This window comes from Microvirga roseola, from assembly GCF_020866965.1.
GTDB lineage: Bacteria > Pseudomonadota > Alphaproteobacteria > Rhizobiales > Beijerinckiaceae > Microvirga > Microvirga roseola.
This window is the reverse complement of the sequence record NZ_JAJATX010000026.1, coordinates 1-19,062: the sequence shown is the minus strand read 5'-3', so window position 1 is coordinate 19,062 and position 19,062 is coordinate 1. Positions and strand designations below refer to the sequence as shown.

Here is a 19,062-nt window from a genome sequence, read left to right as displayed (position 1 = left end):
GAACCGGAAATCCACCACCGGGGACTGCCCATGACCGCTCAGACATCCAGAGCCGCCAACGACCTTTCATCGCCCAACGATCTGGATGCCTGGTGGCTTCCGTTCACGGCGAACCGCTCCTTCAAGCAGCGGCCCCGCATGGTCGCCCGCGCCAAGGGCATGTACTACTACACCCCCGAGGGCCGCGAAGTGATCGACGGCGCGGCGGGCCTGTGGTGCTGCAACGCGGGCCATAACCGGGACGAGATCACCCAGGCCATCCAGGCCCAAGCCGCCGAGCTCGACTACTCCCCCGCCTTTCAGTTCGGCCATGCAGGCGGCTTCGCCATCGCCTCGCGTCTCGCCCAGCTCGCCCCCGGCGACCTAAACCACGTCTTCTTCTGCAACTCGGGCTCCGAGGCGGTGGACACGGCCCTGAAGGTGGCGCTGGCCTATTGGAACGTGAAGGGCCAGGGCAGCAAGACGCGCCTGATCGGCCGCGAGCGCGGCTATCACGGCGTCGGCTTCGGCGGCATCTCGGTGGGCGGCATCGTCAAGAACCGCCAGTTCTTCGGCTCGCTCCTGGCCGGCGTCGACCACCTGCCCCACACCTATAACCGCGAGCAGCAGGCCTTCTCGAAGGGCGAGCCTGAATGGGGCGCGCATCTGGCCGACGAGCTCGAGCGCATCGTCACGCTCCACGACGCCTCGACCATCGCCACCGTGATCGTGGAGCCGATGGCGGGCTCCACCGGCGTGATCGCCGCGCCCAAGGGCTATCTCCAGCGCCTGCGCCAGCTCTGCGACAAGCACGGCATCCTGCTGATCTTCGACGAGGTCATCACCGGCTTCGGCCGCCTCGGCACGGCCTTCGCCGCCGAGCGCTACGACGTCGTTCCCGACATGATCACCTTCGCCAAGGGCGTGAACTCCGGCACCGTGCCCATGGGCGGCGTGATGGTCCGCCAGGAGCTCTACGACACCTTCATGAAGGGTCCGGAGCACATGATCGAGCTGTTCCACGGCTACACCTATTCCGGCCATCCGCTGGCCTGCGCGGCGGCGCTCGCGGCCCAGGACATCTACCGGGACGAGAAGCTCTTCGAGCGGACCAAGGCCCTGGAGCCGGTCTGGGCCGATGCGATCCATTCGCTGAAGGGCCTGCCGAACGTGCTCGACATCCGCACCATCGGCCTCGTGGGCGCCATCGACCTCGCCTCGCGTCCCGATGCGGTGGGCGCACGCGCCTTCGAGGCCATGGACCGCGCCTTCCAGGAATTCGGCCTGATGATGCGCATCACCGGCGACACCATCGCCCTGTCTCCGCCCCTCATCGTCACCGAGGAGCAGATCGGCGAGATCGTCGAGAAGCTCACCAAAGTGATCAAGGCTGTGGCGTAGGAAAGAGCAAACCTCACCACCGTCATGGCCGGGCTCGTCCCGGCCATCCACGTTTTAAAGGCTTGAGGACGTGGATCCTCGGAACAGGTCCGGGGATGGCGAGGAGGGTGTCATTCCCGGCCGGAGCGCAGCGAAGGGGAAGGGAATCCACCCGCACGCTCGGCGCTATGGATCCCCTTCCCTCGCTTGCGGCTCGCCGGGGATGACACGAAAGGGCAAAGCCCTTGCCCCTCCCCTTTGCACGGGTTAGGACCGCAGCACGTTTTTCCTTCACGACAACGGCTGCACAAAACCATGTCCAAGGCCGACACGATCAAGGCCCGCGCGCCGCGCGGCTTCGCCGACCGGGGTCCCGCCGATCTCGCCGCGACCGAGCGCATGCTCGCGGCGATCCGCGAGACGTATGAGCTTTACGGCTTCGAGGCGGTGGAGACGCCTTTCGTCGAGTATACCGACGCGCTGGGCAAGTTCCTGCCCGACCAGGACCGTCCGAACGAGGGCGTGTTCTCCTTCCAGGACGACGACGAGCAGTGGCTGTCGCTGCGCTATGATCTCACCGCGCCGCTCGCCCGCTACGTGGCCGAGAACTTCGACGCTCTGCCGAAGCCCTACCGCAGCTATCGCGCGGGCTGGGTCTTTCGCAATGAGAAGCCCGGCCCCGGACGCTTCCGCCAGTTCATGCAGTTCGACGCCGACACGGTGGGCGCAGCCTCGGTCGCGGCGGATGCGGAGATCTGCATGATGGCCGCCGACACGCTGGAGCGGCTTGGGCTGAAGCGCAGCGACTATCTCGTCAAGGTCAACAACCGCAAGGTTCTCGACGGCGTGCTGGAAGCCATCGGCCTCGGCGGCGAGGACAAGGCAGGCCAGCGCCTCACAGTGCTGCGCGCCATCGACAAACTGGACCGTCTCGGTCCCGAGGGCGTGCGCCAGCTCCTCGGCGCGGGCCGCAAGGACGAGAGCGGCGATTTCACCAAGGGCGCCGAGCTCAATCCCGAGGCCATCGAGCGGGTGCTCGCCTTCACCGCCGCCAAGGGTGCGGACAACGCCGCGACCGTCGAGAACCTGCGCAAGGTCGTCGGCACATCGGAACGTGGCCTCGAGGGCGCGAACGAGCTGGCGGAAATCGCGTCCCTCGTCGCGGGTTCGGGATACGAGGATCGCGTGACCATCGATCCCTCCGTGGTGCGCGGGCTCGAATACTATACCGGCCCCGTCTATGAGGCCGAGCTCACCTTCCAGGTGCAGGACGAGGACGGGCGTCCCGTCCGCTTCGGCTCGGTGGGCGGCGGCGGGCGCTATGACGGTCTCGTGGGCCGCTTCCGGTCCGAGCCCGTTCCGGCCACCGGCTTCTCCATCGGCGTGTCGCGCCTCCTCTCGGCGCTCCAGATGGTCAAGAGCCCCATCGTTTCGGGGGCCGAGAAGCCCGGCCCCGTGGTGGTGCTGGTGATGGACCGCGACCAGATCGCCACCTATCAGCGCATGGTCTCCACGCTGCGCCAGGCCGGCATCCGCGCCGAGCTCTATCTCGGCTCGTCGGGCATGAAGGCCCAGATGAAATATGCCGACCGGCGGCAGAGCCCCTGCGCGATCATCCAGGGCTCCAACGAGCGCGAGCGCGGCGAGGTCGAGATCAAGGACCTGATCGAGGGGGCGAAGGCGGCCTCGGCCATCGCCTCGAATGCCGAGTGGAAGGCGGCGCGTCCCGCCCAGTTCTCGGTGACGGAGGACAAGCTCGTCGAGGCCGTGCGCGAAGTTCTGGGGCGGCATTTCGGCTGATCCGCCGCCCTGTCATACTGGAACCCGGACCCTAGGTCCGGGTTGTCCTCCGAAGCTTGACCACCAGGAGAGAGTCATGGCGAAGGCCAAAGGGAAGAAGAGTTCCGGCAAGAAGACGAGTCTGACCAAGAGCCTGTCGAAATCCGCACGAAAGTCCGGGCTCATGGACCTGCTGGATTCGCCCCTCGGACGCCAGATCCTCGCCGACGCCCTGGTGGCCGCCGCTGCCGCAGCCGCAGCCGCGCTCACCAAGACGCGGACGGTCAGAAAGGCCGGCGCCGCCGTGGCCGAGAAGGGTGCGGAAGCCGCCGAAGTCACGAAGGACAAGACCCTGGATGCCGCCGACGCGGTGGCCGGGATCGTGACGGAAGCCGCCCGCCACTTCCTCCCCACCTCCCTCGTCGGCGACGGGGACGAACAGGACAAGTCCTCGGGCAAGAAGGTCAAGTATCTCCACCGCACCAGCGACCACAGCAAGCGCAAGGTCGCGAAGGTGAAGAACAAGGACGAGAAGGGCGCAAAGGCGGAAAAGCGCTGAGGCCACGCCTCCCGTTGCCTCACCCTGAGGCCCGGAAGCGAACCGGGATCATGGACGGCGCCGGTCTTTCCTTAGAGTCTGGCTTGCCCCCCTCCCCCACAGATCCCGGGCAAGCCCGGGACCTGCTTGCTCTTGCGCAAGTCGCGAACCTTCCTCCCCCTTGTGGGGAGGAGTTGGAGGTGGGGGTGTGAGCGCCAGTCTCTCAGAATGTGGAGCAGGCACCCCCACCCCTGCCCCCTCCCCGCAAGGGGGAGGGAAANGCCCGGGACCTGCTTGCTCTTGCGCAAGTCGCGAACCTTCCTCCCCCTTGTGGGGAGGAGTTGGAGGTGGGGGTGTGAGCGCCAGTCTCTCAGAATGTGGAGCAGGCACCCCCACCCCTGCCCCCTCCCCGCAAGGGGGAGGGAAACGCGCGTGTCATCCCCGGCGGCTCGAAGAGCCGGGAAGGGGATCCATAGCGGCGCGTGAGAGTGGATTCCCTTCCCCTCCGCTGCGCTTCGGCCGGGAATAACACTGCAGGATCCGACACCCTTCACATCAGCCCCGGTCGTGTGCCGGGGATCCGTCTGGCCTGTTTCAATCCCCATAGTTCTCACTGAACCCCCACAGCCCTCATCCTGAGGACGGAGGGATGGGGCAGGAGGGGAGATGACGAGGGAGGCTGGACCTTATGTTCTCAATTTGTTCTTTACTGTGGGGACAAGCTTTGCTATAAGCGGATCAGATCTGCTCCACGAGGGACGCGCTCGCCAGGCGTCGCAAGATGTGGGAGAAGGCACGGTCCTGCGGGAGGGCTACACGCACGCGCTCCCGACTGGAGGCCAGTCGCATCCGGCAACGGGTGATGGACAGCCTAAAAAGCCGTGCTCGAGGGGCCACCCGGCTCTTTTCCTCTCCCCCATTTCTGAGCCGGACGCCTCTCGCGCCCCCTCTTCACCCCTTCAGGCTCGGAGCCAACAGGCTCCGGGCCCGAAGGTGCTGCTCTTTGACAGACCATGCGCGTGTCATCCCCGGCGCGCGAAGCGCGGGAAGGGAATCCCCTCACAGGCCCGTCGTCGTCATAAGGCCCGCGCGCCGTTCACCCTTCCCGCCGAAAACGGTCGCCTTCCCGGTGAAGCATTGCTAAAGCATCGGACCCAAAGGTGGATTTGCACTTTTGGGATCCCATCCGATGCTTTCTCTTGGGATGTGAGCATCGTTCGGGCGCAAAACCGGGTCCACTTTTCCGCACGATGCTCTAGGGAGCAGGCGGATACAAGGATTTAGGCAGGGCTAGTGACGGAGACGGATGCCATTGTTGCGCTGATCGCGCTCTTCGAGCGCGAGGGCTATGCGCGTGTCGAGCCGCCGGTGCTCCAGCCTGCGGACGTGTTCATCGACCTGTCGGGCGAGGACATCCGGCGACGCATGTTCGTGACGCAGGACGCCTCGGGCGCGGAGCTGTGCCTCAGGCCCGAATACACCATCCCCGTCTGTCTCCAGCATCTGAGCACCCATGGCGGCCGTCCCTCCGGCTATTCCTATGGCGGCCCGGTCTTCCGCATGCGTCCGAACGAGAGCGGCGAGTTCCTCCAGGCCGGTCTCGAATCCATCGGCCGGACGGACCTGTCCGCGGCGGATGCGGAGATCTTAGGACTCGCCCTCGAAGGGCTCGAGCGGATCGGCGCGCCCTCCCCGCGTGTCAAGCTCGGCGACATGGGCCTGCTCAACGCCCTAGTCGATGCCCTCGGCATCGCGCCCGCCGCCAAACGGCGCGTGATCCGGGCCATCGTGTCGGGCGAGGGACTGGCCAGCCTCACCGAGGCCGAGGGTCCGGCAGCCCAGGAGCATGCGGGCCTTCTCGCCGCCATCGAGGGGCAGGCTCCCCAGGCCGCCAAGGCTTTCGTTCAGGACATCCTCTCGATTGCGGGCATCGCCAGCGTCGGCGGGCGCAGCGCCGGCGAGATCGCCGAGCGCTTCCTGGCCCGCGCCGCGAACCGGACCGGTCTGCCGGACGAGGCGCGACTAGTGCTGGAGCGCTACCTCTCCATCGCGGGCGACCCGGACCAGGCCGCCGCCGCCGTCAGGGCGCTGGCGCGGGACGCGGGCCTCGACATCGAGGCCGCCCTCCGGGCCTTCGAGGATCGCACCGGCTTCATGGCGGCGCGCGGGCTCGACGTGTCCGCCTTCTCGTTCTCCGCCGCCTTCGCCCGCAATCTCGACTACTACACGGGCTTCATCTTCGAGGTGCAGGACCCGCGCCGCGGCGACGGCAAGCCCATCGTGGGCGGCGGGCGCTACGACCGGCTGCTGGAGCATCTGGGAGCCGAGAGCCCGGTCCCGGCCGTCGGCTGCTCCTTCTGGCTCGACCGCATCCTGGGGAGGCCCTGATGACCGAATCCCCTCTCATCCTGGCCGTGCCCTCCAAGGGCCGCCTGCAGGAGAACGCCGCCGCATTCTTCGCCCGGGCCGGCCTCGTCTTCACCCAGTCCCGCGGCGCGCGGGATTATCGCGGCACGCTCAAGGGCGTGCCGGGCGTGGAGGTGGCGTTCCTGTCGGCCTCCGAGATCGTGAACCAGCTCGCCACCGGCGCGGCCCATCTCGGCATCACCGGCGAGGACCTGATCCGCGAGCAGATCGCCGACGCGGACGCGGCGGTGGAAATGCTCACGCCGCTCGGCTTCGGCCACGCCAACGTGGTCGTCGCCGTGCCGCAGGCCTGGATCGACGTGCGCACCATGGCGGATCTCGACGAGGTCGCGGCGGATCTTCGCGCCCGTTACGGCCGCAAGATGCGCGTGGCTACGAAATACGTGAACCTCACGCGCCGCTTCTTCGCGGAAAAGGGCGTGGCGGATTACCGGATCGTGGAGAGCCTGGGCGCGACGGAGGGTGCGCCGGGAGCGGGCTCGGCGGAGCTCATCGTGGACATCACCACGACGGGCGCGACGCTTGCGGCCAACGCGCTCAAGATCCTGGACGACGGCGTGATGCTGCGCTCCGAGGCCAATCTCGTCGCCTCCGTGCGCGCCCCCTGGAGCGCGACGGCCCGCGCGGCTGCGACCGCTGTCCTGACCCGCATCGCAGCGGAGGAGGAAGCGCGGGAGAGCCGCGAGGTGCGGGCGTGTCTCGACCCTGCCCGCGCGCAGGCCCTGGCCTCGCTTGCGCGGGAGTTCGGCGCGTCCCTCCCTTACGGACATACGCTCGGCCGCGAGGTCGTGCTCCATTGCCGGACGGCGACGGTGTTCGAGATCGTGGCGGCCCTGCAGGGGATCGGAGCCCAGGACATCACCGTCCGGACCTTCGATTACCTCTTCCGCCCCACCAATCCCCTCACCGAGCGGCTTCTCGGGCGGATCGGCTGAGCCCTTCAGCCGGGCGCCTCTCCCCCTTGCACCGAAAGTCCCGTGCGCTGCGTCACGCAGGACGGGACGAAAGTCACAAGAGGCGTTGCCTCAACGGCCAAGGCCCCTTATGGTCCGGGCGTTTTTTCGATGAAGAGGTTCCGATGAAAGCGCTTCGACTTGCAGCATTTCTGGCGGCGCTCACCGCCGTCTCGGGAGCTCATGCCCAGTCGGCCGCGTCGCTCGGCCGTCCCGCCGGTCCGACCCGTCAGGTCGACCCCAAGGTCCCGCAGCCCAACCAGGGCGGCAGGGTTTTCCCGCTCGGCTCCTCCTGGACCGCAGTGAGCCTGAACGGCAAGCCCTTCACCGGCGACCGCCCGAGCTTCCGCCTGGACGACCAGCTCCGCGCCCACGGCTTCAGCGGCTGTAACACCTATTCGGCGACGGCCTATCCCCTGCGCGAGCAGGGACTCGCCGTCGGCCCCTTCGCCCTGACGAAGAAGACCTGCGACAAGGCCGTCATGGCCGCCGAACAGGCCTTCCTCGTGGCGCTGCGCACCTCGGCCAAGTGGGACATCCAGGGTCCGATCCTGATCATCCGCACCCAGAACGGCGAGTTGCGTTTCCAGCGCACGCTCTGAGCGGTCACGACCCTTTCCAGCAAAAAGGCCGGCGAAACGCCGGCCTTTTCTTTCGCCCGGATCACTGCGCCGGCGCAGGCTGGCGTCTTTCCACGGGAGTATAGAGGCCATCCTCCGTACGCTGCATGTCGACCAGACGGTCGTGGAAGGCCGCAAGGGTCGAACGGTGGCCGATGGAGACGATGGTCGAGTCCGACAGCTTCTCTTTCAGCATGCCGTAGATCTCGGCCTCCGTCGGCTCGTCGAGGGCGGCGGTGGCCTCGTCGAGGAACAGCCAGTCGGGCTTTGCGAGGAGAGCGCGGGCGATGGCCAGGCGCTGCTGCTCGCCGAGCGAGAGGGTCTGCGCCCAGGCGCGCTCCTCGTCGAGCCGGTCGGCGAGCTGCGGCAGCCTGGCTGCGCGCAGGGCTTCCTTGATGGCCGCATCGCTGTAGCTGCCGCGATGGCCCGGATAGGTCACGGCGAAGCGCAGCGGGCCCATGGGGATGTAGGGCCGCTGCGGCAGCAGCATCATGCTCTGCCCCTCCGGCGCGAGGATCTTGCCCTTGCCGAAGGGCCAGATGCCGGAGATCGCCCGGAACAGGGTGGACTTGCCGGACCCCGACGGACCGGCGAGCAGCGTCATCCCGCCATGCCGGAAGGCCACATCGTCCGCCCGCATGAGCACCCGCCCGTCCGGCAAGGCGACCTTGAGGCCGGCGACCTGGAGATCGCGGCCAGGCGAGGAGCCGAGAGTGATGTGCTCCTTCGCGGTCTCGTCCCGCTGCACGTCGGCGATGGCGCCCTCGAAGCTCACGAGGCGGTCGACGACGGCCTTGTAGTTGGCGATGCTGGAATAGGACGTGATGAAGAAGGTCAGCGCGCTCTGGACGCTCGAGAAGGCGCCGACGGTCTGCTGCATCTGGCCGAGGGTGATCCTGTCGACGAAGTAGTAGGGCGCGGTCAGGATATAGGGCACCACCACGTTCGCCTGGAAATAGGCCGACTGGAAAACCGTGAGCCGCATGACGCGACTGACGATCCGCATGAAGTTATCCACGATCCAGCTGAAGCGCCGATGGAGGTTCTCCTTCTCGGCCCCCTCGCCGCTCAGGAGAGCGACCTGCTCGGTGTATTCGCGCAGGCGCGCCAGGGAGAAGCGGTAGTCGGCCTCCACCCTCTCCTGCTCGAAATAGAGGCCGATGAGGGGACGGCCGATCAGGTGGGTGAGCCAGGTGCCGACGAGCGCATAGAGAATGGCGACCCAGACCAGCAGGCCCGGCACGGGATACTCGGTTCCCGGAAGGGTGAAGTCCCGCGACAGGGCCCAGAGAATGGCGATGAAGGAGACCAGGGTCGCCGACTGGTTCATGAGGCCGAGGGTCAGCGAATAGGTCTGATCGACATAGCTGCGCAGGTCCTCGGCGATGCGCTGGTCGGGGTTATCCGCCTCACGGCCCACGATCTGCATCCGGTAATGGGTGCCCTCGTTCAGCCACTCGTTCACGTAGAGGCCGTTCAGGAAGGCGCGCCAGCGGATCCGCAGCACGTACTGAGACACGATCTCGATGAGCGCGGCCGTGATGTAGATCGCCGCCAGCGGCACGAAGACCCAGAAGAGCTGATACCAGAAGGCCGACGCGTCCTTCGCCTGGAGGGCGTTGAACATGTCGCGGCTAAAGAAGTTGAACCGCACGCTCAAGGCGACCTGGAACAGGTTCATGCCGACGAGGAACGCCAGCAGCGCCGTTCCGATGATCCCCTCCCGTGCACGGACGCGGCCGATGAACGGCAGGTGGATCTCGCTCGCGGCCCGGGAGTCGAAATACCGGTCGGCGATCGCCATGATGGTCTGGATCACCGGAATGCGGGAGACCGCATAGATCACGAAGGCGAAGACCGTCGCCCCGATGGGCATGGAGGCCGGCGGCACGTAGCCGATGAAGGCCGGAGACAGCACGTCGTAGGCGTCGGCAATCGCAAGGATCACCATCAGCGCTTCGGTCGCGGCCAGGACGGCGGTGAAGACCTTGAGGAACTTCGGAATGTGCCGCGACATGATAAGCGCCGCCGCAAGGCCCAGAAGCGCGGTCGGCAGCATGGACGAGAAGGGCGCCCCGCCGAACCAGATGGCGAAAAGAACGAGGCTGGCGAGCCCCGCTGCGATGCCGGCCTTCAACATGAAAATGGTCCTCAAAAATCACGAATGGCCTGTTTAGTCGGAGGCCTCGGGGGCGATCAACCGCGCACATGGCGAAAACGCGGAGAAAGTTCCGCCGGATCAAGGCGATGCCCAGCACAGGATGTCGCGGTTGTGAACTCCCGGACGATTCAGCGCGTTCTTCATACAAACTTTATCCTGTTTAAAGAACGGATAGGTTGACATAGAGAACGAAAGGCCCCATGTCTCGCGGGCCCTAACGAGACGGATTTCCAAACCCCATGAACGCGCCCCTCGGACATATCAGCGATCAGACGCTGCAGCGCCTCGTTCCGGCGCAGCCGATCGTTCGCCTGGAAAAGATCTCGAAGGTGTTCCCCGGCCGCGACGGACAGCCGGTCACGGCCCTGGGCGAGATCGACCTGACGGTGAACCAGGGCTCCATTCTGGGCGTGATCGGCCGCTCGGGCGCCGGCAAGTCGACCCTGATCCGTCTCGTGAACGGCTTGGAGAAGCCCACCACTGGGCGGGTGATCGTCGACGGCGCGGACATCTCGGCCCTGCCCGGAAACGCCCTGCGCCATGCCCGCCGCTCCATCGGCATGATCTTCCAGCACTTCAACCTGCTTTCCTCGCGCACGGCGGCCCAAAACGTTGCCCTGCCGCTTGAGGTGGCCGGCTATGACAAGGCTTCCATCAAGGCGCGGGTCGAGGAGCTGCTGGCCCTCGTCGGCCTCTCCGACAAGCGCAACCGCTACCCGTCCGAGCTCTCCGGCGGTCAGAAGCAGCGCGTCGGCATTGCCCGCGCCCTCGCCACCAAGCCCAAGGTGCTGCTCTCGGACGAGGCGACCTCGGCGCTCGACCCTGAGACCACCCGCTCGATCCTCGACCTTCTCGCCCGGATCAATGCGGAGCTGGGCCTCACCATCCTCCTCATCACCCACGAGATGGCCGTGATCCGGACCATAGCCCGCGAGGTCGCGGTGATCGAGGGCGGCCGCATCGTCGAGCAGGGCGATGTGTTCGAGGTATTCACCCGTCCGCAGCACGAGGTCACCCGCTCCTTCCTGGCGGACGAGTCGGGCCGCGCCCTGCCCCCCTATGTGGCGAGCCGCCTGCGGTCGGAGGCCACGCCCGGCTCCCAGGCCGTCATCCGCATCGGCTTCCGCGGACCACACGCCACCGACCCCGTCCTGGCGCGCCTCGCCCGCGAGCACGGCATCGAGGCCAACATCCTCGCTGGCTCCGTGGACGAGATCGCAGGCCGCCCCTGGGGCACCCTCGTCGTCGGCGTGCCGGTGGCCTCCGTGCAGCAGACCGTCGCCTTCCTGAGCCAACTCGATCTCGATACGGAGGTCCTCGGCCATGTCGCCTGAGATGATCCGCCTGATTGCCGCCTCCACCGGCGAAACCCTCTACATGGTCGGCGTCTCGGCGCTGATCGCCACGCTTCTCGGCCTGCCCCTCGGCGTGTTTCTCGCCACCAGCGGCAAGGGCGAGCTCTTCGCGGCTCCCTGGGTCAACCGCGTGCTTGGCGTCGTGGTCAACGCCACGCGCTCGACGCCCTTCATCATCCTCGTCGTCGCGATCATTCCCTTCACCCGGCTCATCGCCGGCACCTCCATCGGCACCAATGCGGCCATCGTGCCGCTGACGATTGCCGCCATTCCCTTCATCGCGCGTCTCATCGAGGGCGCGATCCGGGAGGTGGACCAGGGACTGATCGAGGCGGCGCGCGCCTTCGGCGCCAGCCCGCTCCAGATCGTGCTGAAAGTCCTGATCCCCGAGGCGCTGCCCGGCATTGTGCTGGGCCTGACGCTCGCCATCGTGTCGCTGCTCGGCTTCTCGGCCATGGTCGGCGCGGTGGGCGGCGGCGGCCTCGGCGACCTCGGCATCCGCTATGGCTACCAGCGCTTCATGCCCGAGATGATGCTTGCCGTCGTGGTGGTGCTCATCGTCCTCGTGCAGGCCGTGCAGAGCATCGGCGACCGCCTCGCGCGCCGTCTCAACAAGCGCGTCCGCCACGCCTGATCCTTTACTCCAAGACGTCGATACAAGGAGAAAACCGATGTCCCTGAAGAAACTGGGCCTTGCCGCCCTGCTGACGCTCGCCGCCCTCCCCGCCGCGGCGCAGAACCAGACGATCCGCATCGGCGCGACACCGGGTCCTCATGCGCAGATCCTCGAAGCTGTGAAGCCGATTGCGGCCAAGAAGGGCCTCGACCTGAAGATCGTCGAGTTCTCGGACTACGTGGTTCCGAACGAGGCCCTGTCCTCCGGCGAACTGGAAGCCAACTCCTTCCAACACCAGCCCTATCTCGACAACCAGAAGGAAAACCGCGGCTACAAGATCGAGAGCGTGGCCCAGACGGTGAACTTCCCGATCGGCATCTACTCGAAGAAGCACAAGGCCTTCGACGCCATTCCGAGCGGCGCGACCGTCGCCTTCCCGAACGATCCGACCAATGGCGGCCGCGCCCTGCTGCTCCTGCAGGACAAGGGCCTGATCAAGCTGAAGGACGGCGTGGGCTTCAAGCCGACGATCCTCGACATCACGGAGAACACCAAGAACCTGAAGTTCGTCGAGATCGACGCGGCCCAGGCTCCCCGAGTGCTAGACGACGTGGACGCCGCCGTCATCAACACCAACTACGCGACCCAGGCCGGCCTCGACCCGGTGAAGGATGCGCTAACCCGCGAGAACCCGAAGGGCCCCTACGTGAACATCATCGCCGTGCGCTCGGAAGACAAGGACAAGCCCTGGGTGAAAACCCTCGTCGAGGCTTACCGCACGCCGGAAGTGAAGAAGTTCGTGGAAGAGCAGTTCAAGGGCGCGGTTCTCACCAGCTGGTAATCAGTTCGACCCGACCGATTTCCTCCCAAACTCGAAGCCGGGCCTCGCGCCCGGCTTTTTTAATTTCGAGACATTGCGAGCAGCGAAGATCCACCGTCACGACAATGGAATCGTTGCCGCGATGAGGCTCGGAGGCGCATTGGGCCGCGTCTTGCCCGCGCCGATCGCAAGCTTGCCGCCGCGGGCGCGGACGAGCGACGCGATCATGCGCATGCCGAGACCACGACCGTCCTTCTCGACATCGAAGCCGCCCGGGAAGCCAGGTCCCTCGTCATGGACGAGAAGCTCGAGGCGAGCGCCGTCACAGGCCAGCCGCACGCGGATATGGCCCGCCCCGTGCTTGATCGAATTCGTCACGGCCTCGGCGGCGATGAGACCCAGGGCGACGAGCATGTCCGCCTCCAGCACCACCTCTCCCGCCTCGCTCGCATCCAGCACGATCTGCCTCTCGGGCGTCTCGCCCAGGGCCACGCGCAGATCGGCGATGACGCCTTCCATATAGGCCTGAGCGCCGCCATCGACGGCGGAGCTCTCCTTGTGCAGGCGTGAATGGAGCGTGCCGATGGTTCCGATCCGGGCCGAAGCCTCGCGCAGATGGGCGCGGACGGCTTCGCTGACGGAGCCGCGGGCCTGGAGATTGAGGAGCCCTTGAGCGAGCTGCAGGCTGTTGGCGACCCGATGATGGACCTCCCGCACCAGCAGCTCCTTTTCCGCAAGCAGCGTCTCGCGCTCGGCCTCCAGGCGGCGGCGCTCGGTCACGTCGCGGACGATCACCATGGCCGCGTGAGGACCGACCCAGGGCATGGGCGCGGCCGCCACCTCGACCTGAACCTCGGTGCCGTCGGCGCGACGCCAGGTCTCGTCCACCACGGGCGCGGGATCCGTTTCGCTCATATGGGCGATGCGCTCCTCCACGAGTGCCCGGGACGATGGCGCAACGAAGTCGAGGAGAGGATGGCCGACGATGCTGTCGATGGACTCCGCCCCCACGAGGCGGGCCATGGCCGGGTTGGCCAGAATCACCGAATGTCCGTCATGGACAATCAGGGCGTCGGGGCAAAGCTCGATGAGTGTGCGGTAATTCTGATCGCCCGGCCCGGAGAAAACGCCGGCAGCGGTCTGTCGTTCACAGCCACGAGCATCCCGCATGCGCATACGGTCCCCCAGTATCACGGCGTCATTTGACGTTCCGTAAAGCTCAGAGCGTGCATTTCGATATGATTTGCCGAGTAACCTTCACGAGTATTCCACCACTGCCAAGGTCTGGCAATAGATATATCGGGCCAAGTACTGACCCTATTGGCGAAGGTTGGCTCCGGCGCGTCCTGAGCCGCATTGCTTCGTGCGAAGGCAGGCCTTGGGATGGAAAGCCTTGCAACGATTCGTCGGCTTTCACTGCCTGAAGCAGTCAGACCGTTTGCCTGCGCCCTCCCCGGCCCTACTTCCCCCGCCACCGGAACACCAAGGAGCGAACAGTGCCGACGACTCCCTCTCTCGACCTGAACGATGGCCGCCGCATTCCCCAGCTCGGATTCGGTGTCTGGCAGGTGCCCAACCACGAAGCCCGCTCCATCGTGACCGAGGCGATCGAGGCGGGCTACCGCTCCATCGACACGGCCGCCATCTACGGCAACGAGGAAGGCGTCGGCGAGGCCATCCGCGCCTCGTCCATCCCGCGCGACGAACTCTTTATCACCACCAAACTCTGGAACACCCATCACCGCCGGGACGACGCCCTGCGCGCTTTCGACGAGAGCATGGCGCGGCTGAGGATCGATTTCGTCGATCTCTACCTGATCCATTGGCCGGTCGCGCGCAGCGAAACCTATCGCGAAGCCTGGCGCACGCTGATTGCGCTGAAGGAGAGCGGACGCGTGAAGTCCATCGGCGTCTCCAACTTCACCATCCCGCACCTGAAGCAGATCATCGACGAGACCGGCGTCACGCCTGTGCTCAACCAGATCGAGCTGCATCCCCGCTTCCAGCAGCGGGAATTGCGGGTCTTCCACGAGCGGAACGGCATCGCGACGGAGGCCTGGAGTCCCCTCGGCCAGGGCACGCTCATCCGGGACGAAGGGCTGGCCGAGATCGGACGCAAATACGGCAAGACGCCCGCTCAGGTCATTCTGCGCTGGCACATGGAGAAGGGGCTGCTCGCGATTCCGAAATCGTCAACCCCGTCGCGCATCCGGGAGAACATCGACATCTTCGATTTCACCCTCGATGCCGAGGATATGAGCGCCATCGAAACCTTCGATAACAAGGGCGGCCGCATCGGGCCGGATCCCGACGTCTTCGCCTGAGCGGGGCGTCCTTACAGGCGGCCGCCGACTGCGCCCGGCTGGTTGTCGAACTGGCGGTAGATGGTCTCCGCCACCGGCAGAAGCCGGTCGCGGTCCGTGCGGGCCGTGACCACGTAGGACAGGCCGTTATCGATCCATGAAAAGGCGGAAACGCCGTCCTGGGTCTCGAAGCGGAAGGAGGTTTCATCCTCTCTGCCGCCTGTTCTGGCATAAAGTGTCAGTCGGCTGCCGCTTGCATCCTCATACATGAAGAGCGCCGCCGGCTCAGCGCCGGCAGGGAGCAGCCTGCCCCCCATCAAGCGATAGCCCCGAGCCGTGAGATCCGGAGCGGCGAGCGGTTTGCCGACGCGGCGCGACAGCCACTGCACGAGATGCGCCTCCTGATCGGCGGCGACTTCGACCGGGTGCAGTTTCTCGCCCACATAGATGCGGTGCGCAGCGATGGCGTCGCCCGCAACGCTGGCGACTTGAGCGGAGGGAACGCCCGAGCCGTCCGCCCACCAAGCTCCTCCCACAGCCCCGACCGCAATGCCGAGGGCAAGCCACGCCAAGGACGCCGCCACCATTGCGGGGCGGAGAAATTGCCGCCGCCGGTGAGTCGCAGTGAGATTGGCTATGCGAAGGCGTGCGGGAATCGGCTCCTGCGCCTTGAAGGCGAGTCTTGCCCTCAGGGCTTCCCGCTGCTCGATCTCGCGCTGGGCGCGGGCGGCGGCCTCCGGATTGCCGACGAGGTAAGCCTTGACCTTCTCCAGCCGCCCGAGCGCGAGCCTGCCGTCGATGAAGGCCTGCAGATCGTCCTCTCCGATGGGTCGCTCGCCCGTCACCTCACTCTCCTCAAGACGGCGCTGCGGCCGTTCTCCATGAATTCTCTCAACTTGCCCCGCGCCCGGCTGGGGCGCGACATAACGGTGCCGACGGGCAGGTCCAGGACCCGCGCGGCCTCGTCGTAGGAGAGATCCTCGACGCCGACCAGAAGCAGGACCGAGCGCTGTTCCTCCGGCAGGGCATCGAGCCCCGCCAGGATGTCGCGCATTCCTGCAGGCCCGTCCGGCCCTGCATCCTTTGCCGGCACCTCCCCCAGCACCTCCGAGCCCACCCGCACGCCGCGGGCCTTCTGCTGGCGCAGATTGTTGAGGATGAGGTTGCGCTGGATGGCGAAGAGCTAGGCCTTCAGGTCGCCGTCCCGACGACGCTGATTCCAGCGGCTGATGGCGCGCTCCAAGGTGTCCTGGACGAGATCGTCGGCCGCCTCGTCATCCCGCAGCAGCGCCCAGGCGTAGCGCCTGAGGCCGGGTATCTGCGGTTCGAGAAGGGCGGCGATCTCGTCCAAGGTCAAACTTTCAAACGTTCGGGCGTCGACCGATCATGGATCGACCCGCCGAGGCTGATGTCAAGGCGCGGCGACGCGCCAGACATTGTTGACGCCGTCGCCCGTCGCGTCGCCGGCCTTCATGTCCTTCACCCAGGTGTAGAGCGGCTTGCCCTTGTAGGCCCACTGCTTCGAGCCGTCGTCCCGGGTGATTACGCTCCAGTCGCTGGAAGCGCTGGCATTTGCAGAAGCCATCAGCGGCGGCCAGTTCTGGGCGCACGGGCCGTTGCAGTTCGACTTGCCGGCGGCATCGCGATCAAAGGTGTAGAGCGTCATGCCCTTGGCATCGACCAGCGCCTTGCCCTTGCTCGTATCGGCGACCTTCGCCGGAGCGGCGGATTGCGCAAATGCGCCGGTCGCGAGAACGAGAGCGCCGGCCAGGATAGTGGTGCGGGAAAGCAGTTTCATGAGGGTCCTCCTGCGGTCTATCGTGACCACGACACAGAAGACACGTCTTCCGCGCGCATTACTCCACACGGCTGAAAATTTTGTCCGGGCGAGCGGCCTGTTCCTGCAGCAGCTTCAGCAGGAGCGCCGAGAGCTGTCCCGCCTCCTTGTCGGTCAGCTTCGCCCCGATAAACTGGTTGATGGCGTTGCCATAGACGGCCCACATCCGCCATTGCAGCGCCCTTCCCTCATCCGTGATCTCGATCAGCTGACGCCGCCTGTCGCCGGGATAGGGAATGCGGCGCACCAGGCCCTCGCCCTCCATGCGATCCAGAAGCCGGGACAGGTTGTATTGCTCGAAGAGGACCGCCTCCTCGATTTCCTTTGGCGTGAGGCGTCCCTCCGGCCCGCGCTTCAGTTCGAGCAGCAGGTCGTACCAGTAGAGGGAGGGAAAGCCGGCCTTCTTCAGCTCAGCCTCGATGCGCGCCACCAGTTCCCGCTGTGTCCGGATCAGACGGCCCCAGGCCTTGATGACGGCGGGAGACGGCTCCTGCGGTGCTTTGTTGGATGCGCTTTGCATTGGGGCAATGCCTCCTCCGTTTTCTATGCAATTGCATCATGTTTGACATTTATATGCAAGTGCATAAGCATGTATATGCATCTGCATGGAGTCGTCCAATGAAGCACACTGGTCCATCGAGCACTGCCTACGGAGCCCTCCTCCTCCGCGTCTCCCTCGGCGTCATGTACGTCGCCCACAGCGTGGTCCTGAAGTGGATGACGTTTGGGCTTGCCGGCACGGCGCTATATTTCGAATCCCTTGGATTGCCTGCTTTCCTGGCCTATGCCACGTTCTTCGCCGAGTTCGGCGGCGGCGTTCTGTTGATCCTCGGCGTCCAGAGTCGGCGGGTGGCGCTGGCCCTCCTGCCGGTTCTCGTCGGCGCCACGTGGGTCCATGCGGGCAACGGCTGGGTCTTCTCCGCTCAAGGCGGCGGCTGGGAGTATCCGCTGTATCTCATCGTCCTGTCGGTCGCACAGGCCTTGCTGGGGGATGGAGCCTACGCCTTGAGTCCTTCCCGCTCCCTCGCCCCTGCCTCCGCATCCGCTTCGCTCAAGACTGCGGCCTGATTCCCCCCCTCTGGAGAAATCTCATGAAACTCTTCTACTATCCGGGCGCGTGCTCGCTCGCACCCCATATCGTTGCGCGTGAAGCCGACCTTTCCCTTACGCTCGAGAGGGTCGATCTCGCCAATCGTACCACCGAGACCGGCGCAAACTTCGCTGCCATCAACCCGAAGGGCTATGTTCCGGCGCTTGGCCTTCCGGACGGCTCCGTGCTGACGGAGGTCAGCGCTCTTCTCCAGTATCTGGCGGACAGCCAGCAGAGGACAGACCTTGCTCCGGCCCACGGCACTATGGAGCGCTATCGGCTGCTGGAGTGGCTCGGCTTCATCAGCACCGAGATCCACAAAGGCTTTGGCCCATTCTGGAATCCCGCAACGCCGGACGCCGTGAAGACGGCGGCGAAGGAACGCCTCGTCAGCCGCTTCGCCTATCTGGACGGAACACTCGGCAAGCAATCCTTCCTGATGGGTGAGACTTTCACGGTTGCGGACGCCTATCTGTTCACGGTCATGAATTGGGCGAATTTCCACCAGATCGACATCTCGCCCTTCAAGCATCTCAGTGCCTTCCAGAACCGCATCGCCTCGAGGCCCAAGGTGCAAGCAGCGCTTGAGGCCGAGGGATTGACCAAGGCCGCGTAAGACATCTCATAGCGGCGAAGCAAACAAAAAGCCCCGGATCGCTCCGGGGCTTCTTTATTCTGAGGCTGTGACGCCAGGACTTCTTAGAAGTCCATGCCGCCCATGCCACCCATGCCGCCGCCCGGCATGGCCGGAGCGGATTCGCGCTTGGGGGTCTCGGCGACCATGGCCTCGGTGGTGACCAGGAGGCCGGCGACCGAAGCAGCATCCTGCAGAGCCGTGCGGACGACCTTCGCCGGGTCGACGATGCCGGCCTTGAGCAGGTCCACGAACTCTTCCGTCTGGGCGTTGAAGCCAAAGGTGTCGGACTTCGTGTTGTCGTTGATCTTGCCGACAACGATCGAGCCTTCCACGCCGGCATTCTCGGCGATCTGGCGGATCGGAGCCTCAAGGGCGCGCAGCACGATGTTGATGCCGGCCTTCACGTCCGGGTTGTCAGTGGTGAGCTTCGCAACCGCAGCCTTGGCGCGGAGCAGAGCCGTACCGCCGCCGGGAACGATGCCCTCCTCGACCGCCGCGCGGGTGGCGTTGAGCGCATCGTCCACGCGGTCCTTCTTCTCCTTCACCTCGACCTCGGTCGCGCCGCCG

General features: G+C 66.0%; 18 protein-coding genes and 1 pseudogene. 12 read left to right on the top strand and 7 right to left on the bottom strand.

From position 1 onward, the window contains the following. The first annotated feature begins 30 nt into the window (after positions 1–30). The 6 genes from LG661_RS15120 (at position 31) to LG661_RS15095 (ending at position 7,658) form a co-directional block, all read left to right on the top strand. Positions 31–1,380: an aspartate aminotransferase family protein gene (locus LG661_RS15120; RefSeq protein ID WP_230532728.1), complete on the top strand. Its 1,350-nt coding sequence runs from the start codon at positions 31–33 to the stop codon at positions 1,378–1,380. A gap of 294 nt (positions 1,381–1,674) precedes the next feature. Next, positions 1,675–3,159 carry a histidine--tRNA ligase gene (hisS, locus tag LG661_RS15115; RefSeq protein WP_230532727.1) on the top strand — a complete coding sequence of 495 codons (1,485 nt, stop codon included), beginning with the start codon at positions 1,675–1,677 and terminating at the stop codon, positions 3,157–3,159. A 76-nt stretch (positions 3,160–3,235) separates the two neighbouring features. After that, complete coding sequence (locus LG661_RS15110) at positions 3,236–3,697, top strand: hypothetical protein (protein ID WP_230532726.1); 462 nt, start codon at positions 3,236–3,238, stop codon at positions 3,695–3,697. Between the two features lie 1,272 nt (positions 3,698–4,969). Then, the gene (locus LG661_RS15105) at positions 4,970–6,064 is read left to right on the top strand and encodes an ATP phosphoribosyltransferase regulatory subunit (RefSeq protein ID WP_230532725.1); all 1,095 of its coding nucleotides are present in this window, start codon (positions 4,970–4,972) and stop codon (positions 6,062–6,064) included. Next, positions 6,064–7,038 carry an ATP phosphoribosyltransferase gene (gene hisG / locus LG661_RS15100; protein ID WP_230532724.1) on the top strand — a complete coding sequence of 325 codons (975 nt, stop codon included), beginning with the start codon at positions 6,064–6,066 and terminating at the stop codon, positions 7,036–7,038. Before LG661_RS15105 ends, hisG begins: the two co-directional genes overlap by 1 nt. Positions 7,039–7,181: 143 nt before the next feature. Continuing rightward, positions 7,182–7,658 carry an META domain-containing protein gene (locus LG661_RS15095; protein ID WP_230532723.1) on the top strand — a complete coding sequence of 159 codons (477 nt, stop codon included), beginning with the start codon at positions 7,182–7,184 and terminating at the stop codon, positions 7,656–7,658. Between the two features lie 61 nt (positions 7,659–7,719). Here the strand turns inward: LG661_RS15095 and LG661_RS15090 are convergent, their stop codons facing one another. Further along, positions 7,720–9,816, bottom strand: a complete 2,097-nt coding sequence (locus LG661_RS15090; RefSeq protein WP_230532722.1) for an ABC transporter ATP-binding protein/permease — start codon at positions 9,814–9,816, stop codon at positions 7,720–7,722. Between the two features lie 260 nt (positions 9,817–10,076). Here LG661_RS15090 and LG661_RS15085 point away from each other — a divergent pair, with 260 nt between their 5' ends. From LG661_RS15085 to LG661_RS15075, 3 genes are read left to right on the top strand one after another with little or no spacing between them, the layout of a single operon-like run. Next, positions 10,077–11,171 carry a methionine ABC transporter ATP-binding protein gene (locus LG661_RS15085; protein ID WP_230532721.1) on the top strand — a complete coding sequence of 365 codons (1,095 nt, stop codon included), beginning with the start codon at positions 10,077–10,079 and terminating at the stop codon, positions 11,169–11,171. Next, positions 11,161–11,826 (top strand): methionine ABC transporter permease, encoded by a 666-nt coding sequence (locus LG661_RS15080; protein WP_230532720.1) that lies wholly within the window; start codon positions 11,161–11,163, stop codon positions 11,824–11,826. The genes LG661_RS15085 and LG661_RS15080 overlap by 11 nt, the downstream gene beginning before the upstream one ends. Positions 11,827–11,863: 37 nt before the next feature. Continuing rightward, positions 11,864–12,649, top strand: a complete 786-nt coding sequence (locus LG661_RS15075) for a MetQ/NlpA family ABC transporter substrate-binding protein (protein WP_230532719.1) — start codon at positions 11,864–11,866, stop codon at positions 12,647–12,649. 96 nt (positions 12,650–12,745) lie between these two features. Here the strand turns inward: LG661_RS15075 and LG661_RS15070 are convergent, their stop codons facing one another. Continuing rightward, a complete protein-coding gene (locus LG661_RS15070; RefSeq protein WP_230532718.1) occupies positions 12,746–13,798 on the bottom strand; it encodes a sensor histidine kinase in 1,053 nt (350 codons plus the stop codon). Between the two features lie 326 nt (positions 13,799–14,124). Here LG661_RS15070 and LG661_RS15065 point away from each other — a divergent pair, with 326 nt between their 5' ends. Continuing rightward, positions 14,125–14,952, top strand: a complete 828-nt coding sequence (locus LG661_RS15065; RefSeq protein WP_230532717.1) for an aldo/keto reductase — start codon at positions 14,125–14,127, stop codon at positions 14,950–14,952. An 11-nt stretch (positions 14,953–14,963) separates the two neighbouring features. Here LG661_RS15065 and LG661_RS15060 read toward each other — a convergent pair whose 3' ends face one another. The 4 genes and pseudogenes from LG661_RS15060 to LG661_RS15045 all read right to left on the bottom strand — a co-directional run bounded on the left by LG661_RS15060 (position 14,964) and on the right by LG661_RS15045 (position 17,288). Then, the gene (locus LG661_RS15060; protein WP_230532716.1) at positions 14,964–15,776 is read right to left on the bottom strand and encodes an anti-sigma factor family protein; all 813 of its coding nucleotides are present in this window, start codon (positions 15,774–15,776) and stop codon (positions 14,964–14,966) included. Beyond that, a pseudogene (locus LG661_RS15055) lies at positions 15,773–16,282 on the bottom strand (RNA polymerase sigma factor). The gene LG661_RS15060 and the pseudogene LG661_RS15055 overlap by 4 nt, the downstream one beginning before the upstream one ends. Before the next feature lie 60 nt (positions 16,283–16,342). Next, a complete protein-coding gene (locus LG661_RS15050; protein WP_230532715.1) occupies positions 16,343–16,729 on the bottom strand; it encodes a COG4315 family predicted lipoprotein in 387 nt (128 codons plus the stop codon). Positions 16,730–16,787: 58 nt separating this feature from the next. Then, positions 16,788–17,288: a MarR family winged helix-turn-helix transcriptional regulator gene (locus tag LG661_RS15045; RefSeq protein WP_230532714.1), complete on the bottom strand. Its 501-nt coding sequence runs from the start codon at positions 17,286–17,288 to the stop codon at positions 16,788–16,790. A gap of 98 nt (positions 17,289–17,386) precedes the next feature. Here LG661_RS15045 and LG661_RS15040 point away from each other — a divergent pair, with 98 nt between their 5' ends. Beyond that, positions 17,387–17,836, top strand: coding sequence for a DoxX family protein (locus tag LG661_RS15040; protein ID WP_230532713.1), 450 nt, complete (start codon positions 17,387–17,389; stop codon positions 17,834–17,836). Positions 17,837–17,859: 23 nt separating this feature from the next. Beyond that, entirely contained in the window at positions 17,860–18,474 is a 615-nt protein-coding gene (gene gstA / locus LG661_RS15035; RefSeq protein WP_230532712.1) for a glutathione transferase GstA, read from the top strand. Between the two features lie 83 nt (positions 18,475–18,557). On the opposite strand, the gene LG661_RS15030 is transcribed toward gstA, so the two are convergent. Beyond that, positions 18,558–19,062 (bottom strand): TCP-1/cpn60 chaperonin family protein (locus LG661_RS15030; RefSeq protein ID WP_322098877.1); only part of this gene is annotated, 505 nt, incomplete at its 5' end.